Origin of the sequence: Mogibacterium neglectum, from assembly GCF_030644205.1 — a bacterium.
In the GTDB taxonomy this organism is placed as follows: domain Bacteria; phylum Bacillota; class Clostridia; order Peptostreptococcales; family Anaerovoracaceae; genus Mogibacterium; species Mogibacterium neglectum.
Genome location: NZ_CP128647.1, coordinates 539,359 through 558,813, shown reverse-complemented (window position 1 = coordinate 558,813; position 19,455 = coordinate 539,359). Strand labels below are relative to the sequence as shown.

The following is a 19,455-nucleotide window of genomic DNA, read 5'->3' as shown; positions in this document are numbered from 1 at the left end:
TTAATTTTCTCTTATAGGTGGAGAACTCTGTCCTTGATTTCCTGAGTTCTTCCCTGATTCCAGAACTGTGTTCCGATATACCCACAAGTCCTTCTTGCTACAGACATCTTGTCCTGATTGCGATTTCCACAATTTGGGCACTCCCACACAAGCTTACCTTCAGCATCTTCAACGATTTTAATCTCACCACTGTATCCACACTCTTCACAGAAGTCGCTCTTTGTGTTGAGTTCAGCGTACATGATGTTCTCGTAGATATACTTCATAACCTCGAGTATAGCTGGGATATTATCCTGCATGTTAGGAACTTCAACGTAGCTAATAGCGCCACCTGGAGATAGTTTTTGGAAGTCCGACTCAAACTTCAGCTTCTGGAAAGCATCGATTTCCTCTTCAACATGAACATGATAGCTGTTAGTTATGTAGTTCTTATCTGTAACGTGAGGGATTACTCCAAATCTTCTTTGTAGAGCCTTAGCGAACTTATAAGTTGTTGACTCCATCGGTGTTCCATATACGGAATAGCTGATGTTTTCAGCTGCTTTCCATTCAGAACACTTGTCGTTGAGTCTCTGCATAACCTTTAGCGCAAACTCTCTACCTTCATCAGTTGTATGGCTCTTTCCTACCATGCGGTAGCACATCTCACAAAGTCCAGCATATCCAAGTGAGATGGTCGAATATCCGTTATAAAGCAGCTTGTCAATCGTCTCGCCCTTCTTGAGCCTAGCAATCGCTCCATACTGCCAAAGTATAGGTGCAACGTCAGACGGTGTTCCGAGAAGTCTCTCATGACGCAGCCTCAGTGCACGGTGGCAAAGCTCGAGTCTATCGTCGAGAATTTCCCAGAACTTGTCCATATTTCCATATGATGAGCAAGCTACGTCAACTAGATTGATTGTTACAACGCCCTGGTTAAATCTTCCGTAGAACTTGTAGCTTCCGTCAGCATTCTTCTGTGATTCTTCAACCGTCAGGAAGGATCTGCATCCCATGCAAGTGTACACGTTACCCTTCTTGAGTTCTCTCATAACCTTTGCCGAGATGTAGTCAGGAACGAGTCTCTTAGATGTGCACTCTGCAGCGATTTCTGTTAGATGCCAGTATGGTGCATCCTCTCTGATGTTGCAATCGTCAAGCACGTAGATTAGCTTAGGAAAGGCTGGTGTAATCCATACACCCTTCTCGTTCTTAACACCCTGCATTCTCTGCTTAAGAACTTCTTCGATGCAGAGAGCTAGGTCGTCTCTAATTCTTCCTTCCGGTGCTTCCTCGAGGTGCATGAACATAGTTACGAATGGAGCCTGTCCGTTACAAGTCATCAGTGTGATGAGCTGGTACTGGATAGTCTGGATACCACTCTTAATCTCATCTCTAAGTCTGTCTTCAACAACCTTGTTGAGTGCTTCCTGAGTTGCATCAATACCTGCGTCCTTGAACTCCTTCTCAACCTTAGTTCTGATTTTCTGTCTGCTCACATCAACAAAAGGAGCTAGGTGAGCTAGTGAAAATGACTGCCCTCCGTACTGGTTAGAAGCGACCTGCGCGATAATTTGAGTTGTAATATTACATGCTGTATAGAAACTATGTGGCTTCTCGATAAGAGTCTCGCTGATTACAGTTCCGTTCTGCAGCATATCCTCTAGGTCGATAAGATCACAGTTATGCTCCTTCTGTGCGAAGTAGTCGGAATCGTGGAAATGGATGATACCAGCATCATGCGCAGCAGAGATTTCCTCTGGAAGAAGGATTCTTCTAGTGAGGTCCTTACTTACCTCTCCAGCCATATAGTCTCTCTGAGTGGAGTTGATAATAGGATTCTTATTAGAGTTCTCCTGCTTAGCTTCCTCGTTGTTAAGCTCGATAAGCGAAAGAATTTTGTCGTCTGTTGTGTTGGACTGACGAACAAGGGATCTTGTATATCTGTATGTGATATATGCTTTTGCAACCTCATACGCGCCGTGCTGCATGATATGTTCTTCCACCATATCCTGAATCTCTTCTACTGCAGGTGAACGACCAAGGTCTTCACAAGATAGAATTACGCTGTCAGTGATTCTCTTAATTTGAATTGGTGTAAGTCTAACTGCTTCTTCAACGGAACTATTTGCTTTGATAATTGCATTCTCAATCTTGGCTTTGTCAAAAGTTACTTCTGAGCCATTTCTCTTGATAACATTCATTGTCTCTCCTTAACCGAATACCCGAACATATTGATTTATGTGAGTTAATTCTCTTAAAATTAATTAATACACTTTTTAACGCTAAACACTATATCTTGTTTGACGCCCTGTCATTATATCCCATATAGTGGGGTTAGTCAATCAGTTTTATACTATATTATTTTATACAATTTTAAGCCTGCAAAGTAGAAGTTTCAAGCCTTCTGTGCTAATATTTACTAAAATACGAAAAATAATTTATGCATATTTTTTTCACTTCATTTGTACATGCTAGCACAAGATATTGTGTCATATATGGAGGTAATACATATTATGAATAACTTCGATTGGTATGCACCTACGCACATTGTATTTGGTAGAGGAACTGAATCCGAGGTGAGCTCTCTCCTCAAATCATCAAAATGTAACCGTGTTCTCCTCCACTACGGAAGCGGTAGCGTGATTCGCACTGGTCTGCTCGACAAGATCAAATCTTCGCTAGATAAAGCGGGTATAGATTACGTAGAGCTTGGAGGGGTGGTAGCTAATCCAAGACTATCACTCGTTTATGAAGGCATCGAACTTGCGAAATCTAAAGGGGTAGATTTTATACTCGCTGTTGGTGGTGGCAGTGTAATAGACTCCGCAAAGGCAATCGCATATGGTGCTGTAGCTGACTTTGACGTATGGAATCTATATGATAGAAAGGGAACCCCAGAGTCCGCCCTTCCAGTAGGTGTTGTACTTACAATCGCAGCTGCAGGTAGCGAGATGAGCAATTCTTCTGTAATCACTAACGAAGACGGAGGTATCAAGCGCGGCTATAGCAACAACATGGTTAGACCTAAATTCGCTATACTAAACCCAGAGCTAACGATGACTCTTCCTGACTTCCAGACAGCATGCGGCTGCACAGATATAATTATGCATACGATGGAGAGATATTTTACATCAGCAGGAAATATGGAACTGACTGACGGGATTGCCGAAGCACTGCTCAGGACAGTTGTAAAAAATGCCTTAATACTCGTAGATGAGCCGGATAACTACGAAGCACGCGCCGAGGTAATGTGGGCTGGTAGTTTGTCTCATAACGGACTTACAGGCTGCGGAAATGGTGGTGACGACTTTGCTACCCACCGAATTGAACATGAAATTAGCGGCATGTTCGATGTAGCACATGGTGCAGGCCTTGCCGCAATTTGGGGAAGCTGGGCTAGATACGTTTTAGACGACTGCCTCACAAGGTTTAAGAAATTTGCAACAAATGTATGGAATATTGAGGATTCTGGTGATGACCGTGAAGTCGCACTCGAAGGCATATCAAGAACCGAGGACTTCTTTAAAAACATCGGAATGCCTATATCTCTGAAGGATTTTGGATTTGAGCTAACAGATGAAGTTATAGATGAGCTTGCTGAGAAATGCGAGAAAGCTGTCGGTGGCAAAGTAGGTGCTGCAAAGGTTCTGTACAGGGATGATTTCAAAGAGATATACAGAATGGCTTATGATAACAAGTAGAAAACTACAGAAAAGGATGTAAAAAATGCGCCCCGTATGGAGCGCATTTTTATTTCTTTGTGATTAGAAGGTCTCTGCCATCCACCCTCTCATGTTAAATCGTCGTACTTGCGTTCAGACATAGAGTCTTTTACATGAAATCTCTTATAATTGCAAAGATTAATAGCGCAGAGCAGTAAACCCCGAGCAGGATCTTGTTCCACAGTGGCATGCGTCTTTCTGTGTAGCTCAAATACACGTTATACACTATCTCAAACAGTATAAATGGGATAGTTGTGAAGATAAACGGATTGGCATAGAAAGCGTCGATAAACCTGAACCACAGTATACTTATACACATGGTTGTCGTACCACAGCACGGACACCTATAACCGGTTATTGATTTAAAGATGCAAGGAATATACAAATGCGTCATCCTAAGCCAAATATAGTATACGAATCCTAAAACCATAAAAGGAGCAGTTTTCCTTATTAAATATTGCAGAAAATTGCACCCTTGCTCATCATACAATGGTTTCATATTTAGCCCTGGCTTCCTACACTCGGTAAAAATCTAGTTAATTATCCTCTTAACTGCCAATATGCTCTTGCCACTATAGGTGGTCTTAGTACCTGGCTTGTAGAGATCGATTTCACAAATATCGTGTGCTGGGTCCATGGCATGTACAACGCGACCATTTCCCGCATACATTGCAACGTGCAGTTTCCTAGTGCCTCTACCAAAGAAAATTATATCCCCTGGCTTCATATCATCCACTGACACGAGCGTGCCACCGCAGTTATCATAGAGCGTATTAACCGAACCCATCTTCCAGTTATAACCGTATTCCTTATAGACCAGTGTTATAAATGAAGCACAGTCACATCCATTAGTGAGACTCTTTCCACCGAGCACATACGGCTTACCGATAAACTGCCTCGCAAATGAAATCACACTCGCACGCTTATCTTCGGCAACCTTGATATTCCTCTCAGTCTCAGCATTAGTGATTGTCGCCTTCATCCCAGTCGATTCGCTTGATTTATTATCAGAGCTAATTGTCTTGAGCGTGGCCACGTTTAGATACATAGTCACAACACGTCTGTCATTTATAGCATCTGCCTTAACGACAATAGTCGATACCATCACTACCATGAGTAGCAATTCAGTAACGACTATCACCTTAATATTCTTAAAAGCTGTTCTTAGCTTTGATACCATATGTGCTTTCCCAATCCTTCTGTTCTAAATAATATAGTGGTTACTATATTATCATAAAATATGCAGTATGGCATGTGTAGTTTTTATATAAATTCTTACTGGAACTTCTCCTTGTAGTGTTCCATGATTTCGTCCATCACCTGAACGCATTCAAGAGTTCCTACATATTCACCATTCGCATCTCGAACAGCCCTGTAGCTCACGAGGACATCGCTTCCGCCTTTATTCATCCATACCTCTACCTTGTCTTGCGCACCTGATTTGAATGAAGATATGATGCTGCGAACCATCGGTTCAATCGTTGGTGGGTGGCAAGTATACACCTCTCTATCGAGCGAACTGATTGGTCTCTTGAATAGTTTCTTCTCACCGTTATCATTGTAGTATCTGTTCATATCCACGTGATCTACAAATGTTAACTCGAGAGGAATAGTATTTAACATCGCCTCAAGCTGGTACGGAGCCATGTGTCCACTCGCGAATATGATGTCTCCATCATTTGCAGTAGCTCCGTTCTTACCTTCCTTAGCTGCTCTATGCGTATAATCCTCCTTAGAAGCTTTAGCCCATTCAGCCGGTTCTTCCTTGAGCAGGCAGTAATCATATTCCTTGAAATCACGCCCTACTTCTTCCCACTCTTCATCCTTGAAGAATTGTACACAGATTGGGAACAGGATATTCGACTCTTTGTAGATCATCTCATCTGCTCGCTTAACAACTGCCTTAGATCTCTCAAGCCACTCATCATCGGATAGTGTTCCATCGGTAACGTTTCTTAGTTCATCTCTGATTTCATCATCGACTGTCCACATTACATCAGATGGGCCTGTTACATCGTATCTACTCTTAAGTATCGTGTAGATTATGTCACCTTTCTTTGCATAGTGAATAGAAACATCACGAAGTTTATTTAGTTCATCGGTAATTACAGAACGGTCCTCACTTTCCTCAAATAGCTTGTTAATTACTGCAATTTGTTCAGCAATTCCCTCGTTCTCGAGAGTCAGCACATTTAACGGATGTCCAGGTTCAGCGATAAGCGTCTGAGCCTTAATTTCCGCCGCTTTTCGATCATTTGCGCCATTCATTCTTCTCTGAGCAGCTTCTTTTGATGCTGTAACGGCTTTCTCAGCGTTCATAATCTTTTCCTGCTTAGTTGAACCGTGGAATAGTGCAGAATGCACATCACAAAGTTTCTGAACCTCCTGGAAAGGCACTCCACTTTTTATCAGATGCTGCTCCGCATTAGCAATCTCAAGAGCATCGACTTCTTTGAAGTTCTGTACGAACTCTTCTCTTACTGTCTCTAAATCCTCGCCCTTAGTCAGTCTCTCTATGTAACTGCGAAGCAGAACCTCTCTCTCACTAGCATTCTTAGGCTTGTTAGTTTCCTCAGATGCAGGTTCTTCTTCACGCTTCGCATCACTACCTGATGTAAAAGATGGGAGTTTGCTTGGATCGATTCTTCCATCTTCATCTAAGAAGTTCTTTACGAAATCAGGAACCTTTTCCACATCCACAGTTCCGTCTTCTCTGATGTAAGCCTTTGCAAAATCAGGAATATTAAGCTTACTTAAATCGAATGCTGGCTTTGAAGATTCTTCTTTAACTACAGGGGTTTTATCCGTTCCCTTCTTCTTCAACTCAGGAACATTTATAACCTCAAATCCCTTTTCTTCAAACAGAGAAATAATCGAAGCTAGGTCTATTCCCTTAATCTGTGACCCCTTTGGAATTGTCATCACTCGTCCCATGGTATTTAGAGCAACAGGATTCGAAATATCCTTAAATCCGAGCTCAATCATGATATCTATCACCTCTGGAAATTCTGTAGCCAGATCGTGTACATTTTTCTTCATATCTAATACTTTTGCAGTCATGTCTATTTCCTCCTTTAAAATTAATCTTATCTTTTTTATAATCCGCTTGTGTAACGGTCGCAATACTGTGTTTAATTTACTCTTTAATTGTATATACATTATACATTAAATGTATCTAATCTCCGTAACAGATGTTACATTTTATTATTATTTAGAAAAATTTCTAGATAATAGCAAAAAAAAGACGCTTCCCAACCGTCATCTGAATGCGTTCACTTCAGATGACGGTTTAGTTAAGCATCTAATTTTTATTCCAATTATGCTTTCACAACGAAAGCATTGTATATAGCTCTAATGGCTCTCTGATAGTCTGATTCCGACACTCCTACCTGCACGCTTATACGCTCTGGTGCATGGTCGATAAACCTTACATTTACATGAGCGCTTGATAGTGCTTCAAATATCTTCATAGCAACAGAAACTTCTCCCGAGATATTTCTTCCAACTACAGCTATAGCTGCAATACCAGTAGATATTGTTATTTCGTCAGCATCAGTTGCGCTCCTTAGCTTCTCCGTTAGCTCTTCCTCACAGTTAGCTACACTTTCTGAACCGACGATGACCGAGAATGAATCGAGCCCAAGCTGCTCACTTTCAACTGTGATGTTAAACTCGTCGAGAATGCTCTGTATTCTTTCGCGATACTTCGCATCATCATTCAGTTTCTCTCGCTCGATAAGAATTGAAGAATAGCCCTTCTTACCGGTTATACTGGAAATCTCAAGGCGGTTCTCATATGAGTCAGCATTCTTAACTATGAGAGTACCAGGCTTATCCGGCTCTAATGTGCTCTTAATATTGATTGGAATTCCGCACTGGCTCACAGGTCTAACCGCATCTTCGTGAAGAACCTCAGCACCTCTGAGCGCAAGCTCTCTTAGTTCCTTATAGATAATTACAGGAACACTGAGAGGATTCTTCACAATACGAGGATCCGCCATCAGTAGTCCAGGCACATCTGTCCAATTCTCATATAAATCAGCCTTTGCTGCTGATGCTATAATCGCGCCAGTGATGTCTGATCCACCTCTCGAGAAGGTCACAACTTCCCCTGTTTCATTTGAACCATAGAATCCAGGAAATACTATTTTCTTATGATTCTTAATAAGTTTCTCGATGTTATTTCTCGTCGTATCATCAAGCAGTTTCCCCGTGTCATCAAACTTAATAATCTCAGCTGCATCTACAAAATCATACTCAAGCTGCTCAGCCATAAGCTGGGCAGTTATGAACTCTCCTCTACTGATGAGATAATCTCGGCACCTAGAATCCTTATACTTTTCAATTATCTTATCAAAGATTTCATCGATATTAATCTCTGAACCTAGTCCAATTGCAAGGTTCTTGAAACGATTTCTAGCCTGAGTAATCTTGGTATCGAATTCATCTGGGTTCTCGTGCGCAGAAATCAGAAGATCTGTGACCTTTACCTTTTCGTCGTCGTGAACACCTGGAGCCGAAACAACTACATAGCGTCGTGCTTTATTTTGACGGACTACTTCCGCAGCATGCCTAATGCGCTCAGCAGTTGCAAGTGAAGATCCTCCAAACTTCGCTACTGTGAGCTCGGAGTTATTTCTAAGTGCAGGTGCAAGATCCTCGTTATGGATGAGCTTTATATCGTACGGAGTTGACTGATATACAAAATAGTTCAGCCAATTTGAGAACAGCAGGCTCCCTGATGATCTCCAGCGGACCACAGGGGTTTTTGAATCGTCATCGTCAGGGAAATAATTTGCAGGAATCTCCGGATTAATGCCTGTTCCCTTATCCCTTACATACTCCTTAAGTAGTGTATTCCAATCATACTCGGTGTGACCCGTAACGAAAATCTGCCTATCATTATCTGACTTAACACAGAATACACCGCCTTCCTCTGAAGTGGAAAGAACAGTAATTCCCGGAGTATTGTCGATATCCTCCTCATCTACTGTAGTATTTCTGGATTGAGGTACATAAAACTCATCATCAAAACCTCTAAATAGCATGCTACGCTTAGTTTTAAGCGTATGTTTGAATACCCCTGATAGCTTCTTAGGAAGTCTTTTCTTGTTTATTCCATAGTGATAGTAAAGCCCAGCCTGTGCTCCCCAGCATATGTGAAATGTGCTGTGAACATGAGTTTTCGACCACTCCATTATCTCGCAGAGCTCTTCCCAGTAATTAACCTCTTCAAACTCAAGTAGCTCTATCGGAGCACCTGTGATGATCATCCCATCATAATACTCGTTCTTTACATCGCTGAACGTCTTATAAAATGCGAGCATATGTTCCTGAGAAGTAACGTGAGGCTTGTGTGTTGCGGTCTGCAGTAGCTCAAGCTCCACTTGCAGTGGTGTATTACTGAGCATACGTGTAATCTGAGTTTCAGTGTCAATCTTTGTCGGCATGAGGTTGAGAAGAAGTATGTGAAGCGGACGCATGTCTTGCGTCATAGCACGTGTATCCGTCATTACGAATACATTTTCATCAGTAAGCGTCTCTATAGCCGGCAAATTATTTGGTACTTTAATTGGCATTATATTCTCCTCCCAAATCCCCTTTTATATAAGTTCAGCTGCGATTGCACACCATTCGCCTAGTTCTGCAACGGCTAACATTTCAAAACCATTCTCCTTAAGTACCGCAATCACTTTATTCTGCTGAGTAGTTAGTATACCAGACATAATATATCTTCCGCCACAATTAAGGTGATTGCGAATATCACCGGTAAGGCGAACAACAAGATTAGTAAGCAGGTTGGCTACTACTATATCTGCCTTAAAGTCTACTCCTGCTGTCAAATCAGCTTTTTTTATATCCACATTGTGTACATCATTGCTCTTGCAGTTTTCTATTGAAGCAGCCACAGCCTCTTCATCGATATCTATACCTAGCACTTCACTAGCTCCGAGCTTACTAGCTAATATAGATAGGATTCCTGTGCCGCAGCCAACGTCCAGGACCTTATCGCCTTCATCGATATAGGATTCTAGTAAATCCGCTGACAGCGAGGTAGTCTCATGAAGGCCGGTTCCAAAGGCCATGCCCGGGTTTATACGTATAACCTCTCTATCAGATTCAAATTCTTGTAAATAGTCAGTCATATCTATCCATGGTGGAGCAGCTATATAGCTATATCCTATGTTCACCGGTTTAAGGAATTCCTTCCAGCGGTCTTTCCACTCTTCGTCATCTCTGACACGCACTGTTGCCTTTAATGATCCGAGATCAGCAGCAGTAGTACCGAAAAAACCATTTTCTGCATTTTTCCTAACTGCATTTACCGCCTTATTCACCGCATCAACAGTGCCATCAGCCGCTCTATCATCTGCTGTATATACTATAATGCTTGGAGCCTTGCTGCTCTCCTTTTCAAAATCCTCTGGCGCTAGATAATCCGTATCCCCAAGTTGGTCATTCATAAACAGAGCATCTGCAGGATCGTTTACTTCAGCAGTATCTATTCCTTCGCATATGAGCGCACCAAGCATTGGCTCAATTCCAATCTCCGATACTTCAATTTTTATCTCGTAATATTTCATCTAAGTGTCTCAATCTCTCTTGCATAACCTTCGAGGTCTTCCTGCGGAGTCTCGAGGATGCACGGAAGCCCTACTATGTGCGGATTATTAACTACTGACATCATTGCCTCAAGACCTATCTCTCCGCCTCCAATCTTCTCGTGCCTATCCTTTGCCGCCCCCATAGGATTCTTGCTATCGTTGATATGTAGCGCACATAATCTATCTAACCCTATAATTCTATCGAACTCTTCCAGCACTCCAGCGAAGTCATTCTTCACATCATATCCCGCATCACTTATATGGCATGTATCAAGGCAAACCCCTATCTTGTCTTTGATTTTCACCCCATCGATAATCTCACGAAGCTCTTCAAAATTTTTACCTATTTCACTACCCTTGCCAGCCATTGTCTCGAGTAGCACTACTGTATGCTGGTCCTCCCACATCACGTGGTTAAGCGTATCAACAATCATCTGTATTCCCAGTTCACTGCCTTGGCCAACGTGACTGCCAGGATGGAAATTATAGTAGTTTCCTGGCAAATATTCCATTCGCTTTAGATCTTCTAGCATGCATGTTCGTGCAAATTCCCTCACGCTTTCCTTACCCGAGCATGGATTTAGCGTGTACGGTGCGTGAGCTACAAGCTTTCCGAAGTTGTGCTCATCCATCAGCTTTATCAAAGCCTGTGCATCGGCTTCATCGATTGCCTTCGCCTTACCACCACGTGGATTTCTAGTAAAAAACGCAAATGTATTTGCACCAATCGAAAGTGCAGCTTTCCCCATCGCTTCAAACCCATCCGAAGACGATAGGTGGCATCCCAAATATTTCTCCATCTATAGTCCCTTTCTGTCTCTTTACTTCTAGCCTTACAATTATGTCTAATATTTTGTAACTATAATGTTAATTCTATCCTTCTACTCAATTTTCCTATCTATTTTCATCGAGGAACTCCCTAATCTCCTGCAGAGCTGTTTCGATGTCAATTAGGAACTCCCTAGATGATATCCTGAGAGCGCCGTGTCCTAGCGACATCTCTTGAACGAGTGCATCAGATGATACCACCGTAATACTTTCTCGTTTCCCAATCTCTTTTGTAAGCTCAGCGATATATGCATCTGCTGTCTCATTTTCCTTAGTATACACGACTTCGGTATCACTTACTTTATATTTTCTTCCGAAGCTGTATGGCACTCTGTACGCATCAAAGACGATAGTCATCTTGCATCCTAGATATCCGCGATAATTCGCAAGAATATTTATCAGATGATCCCTGGCCGCCCCAATATCAGCCTTAGAAAGTTCTTTCATATGCTTGTCAGCATTTATGAGGTTATAGCCATCTATGATGAAGTGTGTATCCGGACTACCAACCCTTTCGAGCCTATGAAGAGAACGTTTTTGCATCTCCATAGCATGGTAATCGGATCCTTTCGGCTTTGCCTTACGCTTCACTGCATTGCCCTTTGAAATTTTACCGTATGTCTTCTCAAATATTGCTAACAGCTCTGCATCGCTAGCCAGCTTCCGACCGGCTGCCATCGTTTCAGCTCTCGCTGAATCTTCTCTTTTATTTGAATCAGTCTCCTTCTCAAGCGCAAATGGAAGATGCATGAAGTCTTGAACCTCATCCCATTTAACTGTTCTCCCAGCCCCATGATAGCAGAATATCGAATCTCCGGTTTCTAATTCATCCTTATCTTGCTCGTACTCGGACTCTTCTATAACCTCAGATTCATTGTGGCAAAAGTCATATCCGATTAGCATACAGCTAATATATCCTCTGCCACCTGTGTACGAAGCAAGCTTTCTCTGATAGTCAATTAGTGCTACTGCCGGCGCCTTCCCAATTAAAGTAGACATATCTCCGTCAATAATTGGCTCATCAAACGCCCCCGATGCATTTCTTATATCAGTCATCGCCATTCCGATATTAGCACTGGGTAGTTTTATCTCAAAGCTGAACCAAGGTTCTAGTATGTGGCACTTGGCATGCAGCAGCCCATTTCTAACTGCTCTATAGGTTGCCTGTCTAAAGTCTCCACCCTCTGTGTGCTTTTCATGCGCTTTTCCTGCCGCAAGTGTAATGCGTATGTCCGTGATAGGTGCCCCGATCAGCACACCTCGGAACATTCTCTCGTCCAGATGCGATAGTATTAAATTCTGCCAATTTCTACTGAGGACATCCTCTGGGATAATGCTATCTGTGGCAATGCCACTTCCGCGTTCACCTGGCCTAATGATTAGATGCACTTCAGCATAATGCTTAAGTGGTTCGAAGTGGCCAATACCTTCAACTGCCTCTGTCACAGTTTCCTTATAGATTATATTTCCTGTCTCAAAGTGCACTCTATATCCAAACCTACTCATTATCTGAGCTTCAAGAATTTCCTGCTGCACTTCACCCATAAGCCTGATATTAGCACCACGGAAACCTAGATCTACAGCAACATGCAGTTTCGGATCTTCTTCTTCGAGTATTCTCATATCAGCTACAAACTTGTTTTGCTCAACGCATTCTTCAGGAATGATTCTATAAGACAGGTACGGCTCAATTATACCGTTTCTGGTCTCATCCTCCGCCAATGCACCGATTCCTCGTCCTGCTCTTGATGAGCCCACACCAGTAATTGCGCATATATCACCAGCCAAGGCTGAATCAACCATCGTGTACTTCTGACCGGAGTAAATCCTTATCTGATTGACCTTTTCATGTAGAAGCTCACCGTTTTCGGTTCTCACCGCGACGCTATCCTTTAGGTGAAGAGTACCCATCATCACGCGTACAAAAGAGATTCGTTCATCTCTCTGATCTCGGGCTACCTTATAGACTAGAGCCCCCATTTTATCATCTAGTGAAGCGTCTTCTCTACGTTCATCAAAGCCGTAGGTGTATGAGGACATGGCATCGAGCAATCGATCTACTCCATCTTGATGAAGTGCTGAACCGAATAGGCACGGAAATATCTGGCACTCTTGGATTGCCTTCCGAACACCTTCTTCGGGCAAATTTAGATTTTCCAAAAAACACTCGGCAAGATCTGGAGAATAAAATGTTATGCCATCGATAAATTCCTCATCATTCTTATCCACACTAAAATCGACGAATCCCTCACCGAGCCTGCCTTTTATGCGGCTAATCTGCTCATGTCTATCAGCAATAGCAAGGTCCATCTTGTTTACGAATACAAACGTCGGAATTTTCCGCGCTCTGAGAAGTCTCCAAACTGTCTCTGTATGGCTTTGAGGTCCATCTAGACCGCTTACAACTAGTAGTGCATAATCGATTACATTTAGAACTCTCTCCATCTCAGCTGAAAAGTCATCATGTCCTGGCGTGTCTAGTATGGTGATTTGACTGTCCTTCCAGTTTAGTCCAGCCTGTTTCGAAAAAACGGTAATTCCGCGATTTTTCTCAATCTCATAATTGTCGAAGAACGAGTCGCCATTGTCGACTCGTCCTAGTTTCCTTATTGTTCCAGCGGAGTACAGCATAGCTTCACTAAGCGTAGTCTTGCCTGCATCAACATGTGCCAATATCCCTAGTGTCAGCTTCTTGCTCATGCTCCCCTCCCTCTGAAAATTCTATCTACTAAATCAATTTGATTAAATCACGTAAAACCATTCGTCCTGCTTACGCTCTTTCTCCTGCCCTGTCTTGTGTGACTGCTTGTCGTAAACCATTTCAAGTGTCTTAATTGTTACGGTAGTGTGAGAATCTACAGACTTTGTTACGAATGCATTTCCTCCGATAACAGCACCTTCACCAATCACAGTGTTTCCACCTAGTACGGATGCTCCTGAATATAGCGTAACATTATCCTCAATTGTCGGATGTCTCTTCGTTCCGTGAAGCTTCTGACCCGCCTTTGTGGAAAGTGCACCTATGGTAACCCCTTGATACACCTTAACATGTTCACCGATTACAGAGGTTGATCCTATTACTACTCCAGTCGCATGATCCATACAAAAGTATTTACCAATCGTTGCTCCTGGATGAATATCCACACCGGTTTTTCTGTGTGCATACTCGGTCATAATCCTTGGAATCAGTGGAACATCAAGCTCATGTAGTTCATGAGCGAGCCTATAAATCGCTGTGGCGTAAAGCCCCGGATATGCGAGAACGATTTCATCCTTGCTATTTGCCGCAGGATCTCCTTCGTATGTAGCAATTATATCAGTATTAAGAAAATCCCTGATCTTGGGTATCTGCCTAAAAAAAGACTTTGCGATTTTCTTAGCTTCATCCTGCCTGACAGCGATGCATGTGTCTTCAAACTCCGGTCTATGAAGTAATGCCTTTTCAATCTGCTTAGTCATCATAAACATCACATCTTCTAGGATTACCAGGATTTTCTTATCTACGCTGTACGTGCGATAAGACTTCTCACGATAATATCCTGGAAGAAGAACCATCATAAGCTCGCGAATTATCTCCTTAATAGCCTTTTGTTCAGGCAGTTCAAACATTCTAACAGCGTCGATGTCACGGTCATGTTTGTAATCCTCTAGGAGTTGCTCAGCTAATTCACTCATGTCCTTATCGATTTCCTCGGCACTTCTAATTTCATTAGTCTGACAAGACTCCATAATCATTATATCCTTATCCACTTAAGTCTCCTCTCTATAAACCTTACTCATACATTTACACACTTCGCCCAATCAGTATCTCATCTAGTATCATAGGTGGTTAATATCGGCTGCCCTGCTCGGCTAATTCGCCATTTATAGCTCAGCTCCACACTCCATGCAGTACTCAGCTCCTGGTGGCACCTCCATACCGCACTCTGGACAGACAGCAACATTCGATTTATCTATAGCATCCATGATTGCAAGTTCAACACCATCCCTCAGCTTATCTGTAATCCTGCTAGCATAGCTTGCTACCTTAAAATCCTGGCGGCTAAACCTAATTTTATTCGCAGTCATCTCTAGTAGTGCGAGCACATCATCGTAATCTGCCCTATTTCGGAACACTAGAGATATAGCGTATGGCGTTGGTTTCTTTACAACGAGAGATATAAAATGGCGTTTCTCATAAAATAGTACTGAATAAAGTTGTTCGTTGGCATTGATTCGTGCTCCATCTATAGGAAGCCCCTTTTCATCTCCAATGATTATGTAGTTGCAAGCAAAATTAAATGAGCTCGCTCTCGATGCCTTTTTATTTTCGACAAAAATGCACTCTCTGGTGCATTTCAGCTTAGTCGCTACCACATTTCCCTCCATAAATTATCATCTACATATGCTAGTCTATAATAGCTTTGACTAGTGAATCCATATCGGAACAAATCGGATTTGCCCCGACGTGCTCTAAAAACCTTCTGTTCCTAAAGCCCCAATCGACACTTATGCACTTTAGACCTGCATTATGTGCAGTTTCGATATCCACCTCAGTATCACCTATATATACGGCCTCGTCTTGTCCAAGACCCATGCGTTCAAGTATCTTCAGTGTTGCGTCTGGGTTAGGTTTCCTTCTAATCTTATCATCTACGCCCTGAACGTATTCGAAACCCCCAGCAAAATATCTATCAGCAAGAATCACCGCAGCTTCATGCATCTTGTTGGACACTACTGCTGTCCTTACACCTTGCTCCCTCAGATTCTCAATTGCTTCAATTATGCCCTCAAAAGGCTTAGTATTCTCATCGCAATGATCTGGATACCATTCCTCAAAGGAATTTATTACTGCAGCAAGCTCAGCTTCATCGCCTGCGTAGGATGTCTCTACACCTATGAGATCAACCTCTTCATCACTGTATCCAGCCTCAGTCGCTAGCGCCCTAGACATAGCAACCTTAACCCCGCTACCAAAAAATCTTGCAGCATCTCTAACGTTATAATCGCATCTATGTCCATTTACTTTAAGTGCATGATTAGTGCTATCCTTTAGATCCGTTATGGTATCAAGGATTGTCCCATCCATGTCAAAAATTGCAGCTTTATACATCAATCTCTTAATCCCTTCTCAAAAGTAGCTCTTACCGATTTCATCGATATCCCCAGATCTGAAGCTATAGACCTCAGGCTCTCATATTCTGGATACGTATACGACTGCCCATCCGCCGTCACAACCTTCTTCGCTTCAATCAGCCCCAGCTCCGTTTCCACCAGAGTTTTCATCCTCGCGAGCTCCTCACGCTGTACGGGATAGTATCTAACACCGATTGTCGTCGTTTCGGCAAATATGATTTCGCAGAGTTTCTCTCTACTCTCTGCCTTACATATAACTTCAAGCCTATACGCAGGTCTATTCTTCTTCATAAAGATTGGGGCATACGAAACATCAAGAGCGCCTGCATCCATCAGCTTCTCGAGCACATATCCTAGCTCCTCTCCGCTAGAATCATCGATATTAGAATTTATAACTAGAATGTCTCCTTTCTGAATTCCTCCACCCGTTGACACCTCGTCTCCGAGAATAACTCTAAGCGTGTTAGGTCCACCGATTTCGCGACTACCTACTCCAATCCCAATTTTACTCAGATTCATCTCTGGCATCAGACCGTACGTCTCTGCAAAAGTGGATATAATAGCGGCCCCCGTAGGTGTTACGAGCTCCGTCGGAACTTCTATTTGTTTAAATCTTACCTGTTCATTTTTATAAATCGCAGCTGTTGCTGGCACTGGAACGCTTAACATCCCATGTGCACACTTTATCGTACCGTATCCATCCGAAACAACACTCGCCATAACTCTGTCAGGCTTAATGTAATCCATCAATATTGCTACACTGACTATATCAACTATCGAATCAAGCGCTCCAACCTCGTGGAAATGCACCTCGTCTATCGGTTTGCCGTGAACTGCCGCTTCCGCAACCGCAACTTTATGAAACATGGATTTTGAAAGCGCCTTTGCGGCTTCTGTAATCCCACTGCTATCTATTATTTGCCTTATATCACCATAGGTCCTATGAACATGATTATGGTTGTGGTCATGGGCATGCCCATGTTTATGATTATGGTGATTGTAGCTATGATGTTCAAAAGAGTGTTCGTGAACATGTTCGTGTTCGTGATTATGCCCTCCATAGTTATGGTCGGAATCAAATTCATGCTCATGATTATAACTATGAGCATATCCGTGATCAGGCTCCAGAGTGGCACCGCAGTTTCTATTATGGCTATCTTCATAAATTGCATCCACTGGTAATCCTGTATTAGCCTCTAGCACCTCAACATATGTTCCATCTATTCCATGCGAGTCCCTCTTAACTACATTTAACTCATATCCTGGAACTCTAAGCTTAGCGAGCTCATCTCTCAGATATTGCTCACCATTACAGATCTCGAGCAGTGCCCCAATAGTCATATTGCCACTGATACCAGTCGCACAATCAAAATAAAGTGTTTTCATCTAAACCTCTTAAGCAAATGTAAGTATTTTTTCATATATCTATAATAGTAGAGCACTGCGCTCTGCGCAATGCTCTTAATCTCGTGAAAATGATATTTTTTCAAATATTATAGCGCTTTTCCTGAACAGCCAAGAACATTTACAATCTTGTGCCTTACAAGTTCCTTGATATTAGCTCTTGCTGGTTTCAGATACTGCCTAGGGTCAAAATCTGCAGGGCACTCAACCAGATGCTTTCTGACGGAGCCCGTCATAGCAAGTCTGAGATCTGAATCAATATTAATCTTGCATACTGCCGATCTAGCAGCTTCCCTCAACTGATCCTCTGGAACACCTATCGCATCCTTCATCGCTCCACCATAAGCGTTAATCATGTGTACGTACTCCTGTGGAACAGACGATGCTCCATGAAGCACAATTGGAAACCCAGGTAGCTTCTTCTCACACTCGTGAAGCACATCAAATCTCAGCTGCGGCTTAGTACCTGGCTTAAACTTAAATGCACCATGGCTCGTTCCAATAGCAATTGCAAGCGAATCGCAGCCAGTCCTACGAACGAACTCCTCGACATCTTCAGGACGTGTATATGAAGAATCCTCCGCTGAAACAACCACATCATCTTCAATGCCTGCCAGTGTGCCGAGTTCAGCTTCAACTACTACGCCATACTTATGCGCATAATCTACAACCTGCTTAGTAATTTCAATGTTCTCTTCAAATGGTTTTGACGAGGCATCTATCATTACTGAAGTAAATCCACCATCTATGCAGGATTTGCAGGTCTCGAAGTCCGGACCGTGATCTAGGTGAAGCGCAATTGGAATATCCGGGCAATCCATAACCGCCGCCTCGACGAGTTTCATGAGATAAGTGTGACTAGCATAAGAGCGAGCACCCTTTGACACCTGAAGTATCACCGGAGAATTCTCTTCCTTGCAAGCCTCTGTGATTCCCTGAACGATTTCCATATTATTAACATTAAAAGCTCCGATGGCATAGCATCCATCGTATGCTTTCTTAAACATCTCTGTTGTTGTTACAAGTGCCATTAATAACCTCCCTTTCTCGGTTCGAATTTCAAATGACCGTAATCCTTGTATTTAATTCACATTATAACACACGAAATGTAGATTAAAAACTATGTATACGGGCTTAAATATGTTACAATCTAGTAGATATTTTTTTGTTAAGAAAGGAATAATTATGACAGAACAGAGCATTGCAAAGAAAGGTATAATTCTCAATACCGTACTCATAATCGCTACAATCGTAGCATTTATAGTAATTAAAATTACCAATTCGTATCTAACATCTAATTTCGGATACAGCGGTTACTACACGGAAATGTTCACTTTACAGAAAGCAACACTTATCGGTCTCTTAATCGTATCAGTGGTAGTTACCATTTGCTCAGCAGTACTTATGACTAAGAACCAGGGAAAGAACACTGGATTCATACTGCTCATCGTCGGAGCTGTTATCGCGGGCATACTCGCTTTACTCGGACTTGTGCTAGGAATTATCACATGGATTCTCTGCGGAGTATCGATTAGTCAGTTCAGGAAGCTCCAGGGCGAGAGCAACTTTGAAAGCAACCTTGATTTTGGAGCAGTTGCAGAACTTAAGAAATCTTCTGATAACGCTAATTCTACTCAGGCTTCACCTGCACAGAAGACCGAGACCGCTGTACAGGCCGAAGCTGTACCCGCTGAAGCTGAAGATGATGCCGCGCCTGTCGATGTGGATTACGAAGTGAAGTCTGAAGACAATGGTTCTTCAGATAGCACCGAAGCATAATTAGAACTTAAATACGATTT

Annotated in this window: 15 protein-coding genes; 2 read left to right on the top strand and 13 right to left on the bottom strand. The window is 42.5% G+C overall.

Translation table 11 applies throughout. The features are described from left to right. Window positions 1-11: 11 nt before the first annotated feature. Window positions 12-2,183 (bottom strand): anaerobic ribonucleoside-triphosphate reductase, encoded by a 2,172-nt coding sequence (nrdD, locus tag QU661_RS02545; RefSeq protein ID WP_304990198.1) that lies wholly within the window; start codon window positions 2,181-2,183, stop codon window positions 12-14. A 312-nt stretch (window positions 2,184-2,495) separates the two neighbouring features. Here nrdD and QU661_RS02540 point away from each other — a divergent pair, with 312 nt between their 5' ends. Next, on the top strand, window positions 2,496-3,683 hold the full coding sequence (locus QU661_RS02540) for an iron-containing alcohol dehydrogenase (protein ID WP_304990197.1): 1,188 nt from the start codon (window positions 2,496-2,498) through the stop codon (window positions 3,681-3,683). 130 nt (window positions 3,684-3,813) lie between these two features. Here QU661_RS02540 and QU661_RS08395 read toward each other — a convergent pair whose 3' ends face one another. The 12 genes from QU661_RS08395 to fba all read right to left on the bottom strand — a co-directional run bounded on the left by QU661_RS08395 (window position 3,814) and on the right by fba (window position 18,687). Further along, window positions 3,814-4,023: a hypothetical protein gene (locus tag QU661_RS08395; protein ID WP_416388977.1), complete on the bottom strand. Its 210-nt coding sequence runs from the start codon at window positions 4,021-4,023 to the stop codon at window positions 3,814-3,816. Window positions 4,024-4,236: 213 nt separating this feature from the next. Continuing rightward, complete coding sequence (locus QU661_RS02535; RefSeq protein WP_304990196.1) at window positions 4,237-4,884, bottom strand: C40 family peptidase; 648 nt, start codon at window positions 4,882-4,884, stop codon at window positions 4,237-4,239. 95 nt (window positions 4,885-4,979) lie between these two features. After that, a complete protein-coding gene (locus QU661_RS02530) occupies window positions 4,980-6,764 on the bottom strand; it encodes a DUF438 domain-containing protein (RefSeq protein ID WP_304990195.1) in 1,785 nt (594 codons plus the stop codon). A gap of 257 nt (window positions 6,765-7,021) precedes the next feature. After that, window positions 7,022-9,283: a homoserine O-acetyltransferase MetA gene (metA, locus tag QU661_RS02525; RefSeq protein WP_304990194.1), complete on the bottom strand. Its 2,262-nt coding sequence runs from the start codon at window positions 9,281-9,283 to the stop codon at window positions 7,022-7,024. Between the two features lie 24 nt (window positions 9,284-9,307). Continuing rightward, window positions 9,308-10,288, bottom strand: coding sequence for a 50S ribosomal protein L11 methyltransferase (gene prmA / locus QU661_RS02520; RefSeq protein WP_304990193.1), 981 nt, complete (start codon window positions 10,286-10,288; stop codon window positions 9,308-9,310). Continuing rightward, on the bottom strand, window positions 10,285-11,109 hold the full coding sequence (locus QU661_RS02515) for a deoxyribonuclease IV (protein WP_304990192.1): 825 nt from the start codon (window positions 11,107-11,109) through the stop codon (window positions 10,285-10,287). Before QU661_RS02515 ends, prmA begins: the two co-directional genes overlap by 4 nt. 94 nt (window positions 11,110-11,203) lie before the next feature. Continuing rightward, a complete protein-coding gene (locus QU661_RS02510; RefSeq protein ID WP_304990191.1) occupies window positions 11,204-13,837 on the bottom strand; it encodes a translation factor GTPase family protein in 2,634 nt (877 codons plus the stop codon). A gap of 42 nt (window positions 13,838-13,879) precedes the next feature. Further along, window positions 13,880-14,887 carry a serine O-acetyltransferase gene (locus QU661_RS02505; protein WP_304990190.1) on the bottom strand — a complete coding sequence of 336 codons (1,008 nt, stop codon included), beginning with the start codon at window positions 14,885-14,887 and terminating at the stop codon, window positions 13,880-13,882. Window positions 14,888-15,001: 114 nt separating this feature from the next. Beyond that, window positions 15,002-15,493, bottom strand: coding sequence for a zinc ribbon domain-containing protein (locus tag QU661_RS02500; RefSeq protein ID WP_304990189.1), 492 nt, complete (start codon window positions 15,491-15,493; stop codon window positions 15,002-15,004). A 31-nt stretch (window positions 15,494-15,524) separates the two neighbouring features. Next, on the bottom strand, window positions 15,525-16,229 hold the full coding sequence (locus QU661_RS02495; protein WP_304990188.1) for an HAD family hydrolase: 705 nt from the start codon (window positions 16,227-16,229) through the stop codon (window positions 15,525-15,527). Next, window positions 16,229-17,638, bottom strand: coding sequence for a nickel pincer cofactor biosynthesis protein LarC (larC, locus tag QU661_RS02490; protein ID WP_304990187.1), 1,410 nt, complete (start codon window positions 17,636-17,638; stop codon window positions 16,229-16,231). The genes QU661_RS02495 and larC overlap by 1 nt, the downstream gene beginning before the upstream one ends. 107 nt (window positions 17,639-17,745) lie before the next feature. Beyond that, complete coding sequence (gene fba / locus QU661_RS02485; RefSeq protein WP_304990186.1) at window positions 17,746-18,687, bottom strand: class II fructose-1,6-bisphosphate aldolase; 942 nt, start codon at window positions 18,685-18,687, stop codon at window positions 17,746-17,748. A gap of 154 nt (window positions 18,688-18,841) precedes the next feature. On the opposite strand from fba, the gene QU661_RS02480 reads away from it, so the two are divergent. Further along, on the top strand, window positions 18,842-19,435 hold the full coding sequence (locus QU661_RS02480) for a hypothetical protein (RefSeq protein ID WP_304990185.1): 594 nt from the start codon (window positions 18,842-18,844) through the stop codon (window positions 19,433-19,435). Window positions 19,436-19,455 lie beyond the last annotated feature (20 nt).

Coding starts and splice junctions, on each gene's coding strand:
- nrdD (WP_304990198.1), bottom strand. CDS start 2,183: ATGAATGTTATCAAGAGAAATGGCTCAGAAGTAACTTTTGACAAAGCC.
- QU661_RS02540 (WP_304990197.1), top strand. CDS start 2,496: ATGAATAACTTCGATTGGTATGCACCTACGCACATTGTATTTGGTAGA.
- QU661_RS08395 (WP_416388977.1), bottom strand. CDS start 4,023: ATGTGTATAAGTATACTGTGGTTCAGGTTTATCGACGCTTTCTATGCC.
- QU661_RS02535 (WP_304990196.1), bottom strand. CDS start 4,884: ATGGTATCAAAGCTAAGAACAGCTTTTAAGAATATTAAGGTGATAGTC.
- QU661_RS02530 (WP_304990195.1), bottom strand. CDS start 6,764: ATGACTGCAAAAGTATTAGATATGAAGAAAAATGTACACGATCTGGCT.
- metA (WP_304990194.1), bottom strand. CDS start 9,283: ATGCCAATTAAAGTACCAAATAATTTGCCGGCTATAGAGACGCTTACT.
- prmA (WP_304990193.1), bottom strand. CDS start 10,288: ATGAAATATTACGAGATAAAAATTGAAGTATCGGAGATTGGAATTGAG.
- QU661_RS02515 (WP_304990192.1), bottom strand. CDS start 11,109: ATGGAGAAATATTTGGGATGCCACCTATCGTCTTCGGATGGGTTTGAA.
- QU661_RS02510 (WP_304990191.1), bottom strand. CDS start 13,837: ATGAGCAAGAAGCTGACACTAGGGATATTGGCACATGTTGATGCAGGC.
- QU661_RS02495 (WP_304990188.1), bottom strand. CDS start 16,229: ATGTATAAAGCTGCAATTTTTGACATGGATGGGACAATCCTTGATACC.
- larC (WP_304990187.1), bottom strand. CDS start 17,638: ATGAAAACACTTTATTTTGATTGTGCGACTGGTATCAGTGGCAATATG.
- fba (WP_304990186.1), bottom strand. CDS start 18,687: ATGGCACTTGTAACAACAACAGAGATGTTTAAGAAAGCATACGATGGA.
- QU661_RS02480 (WP_304990185.1), top strand. CDS start 18,842: ATGACAGAACAGAGCATTGCAAAGAAAGGTATAATTCTCAATACCGTA.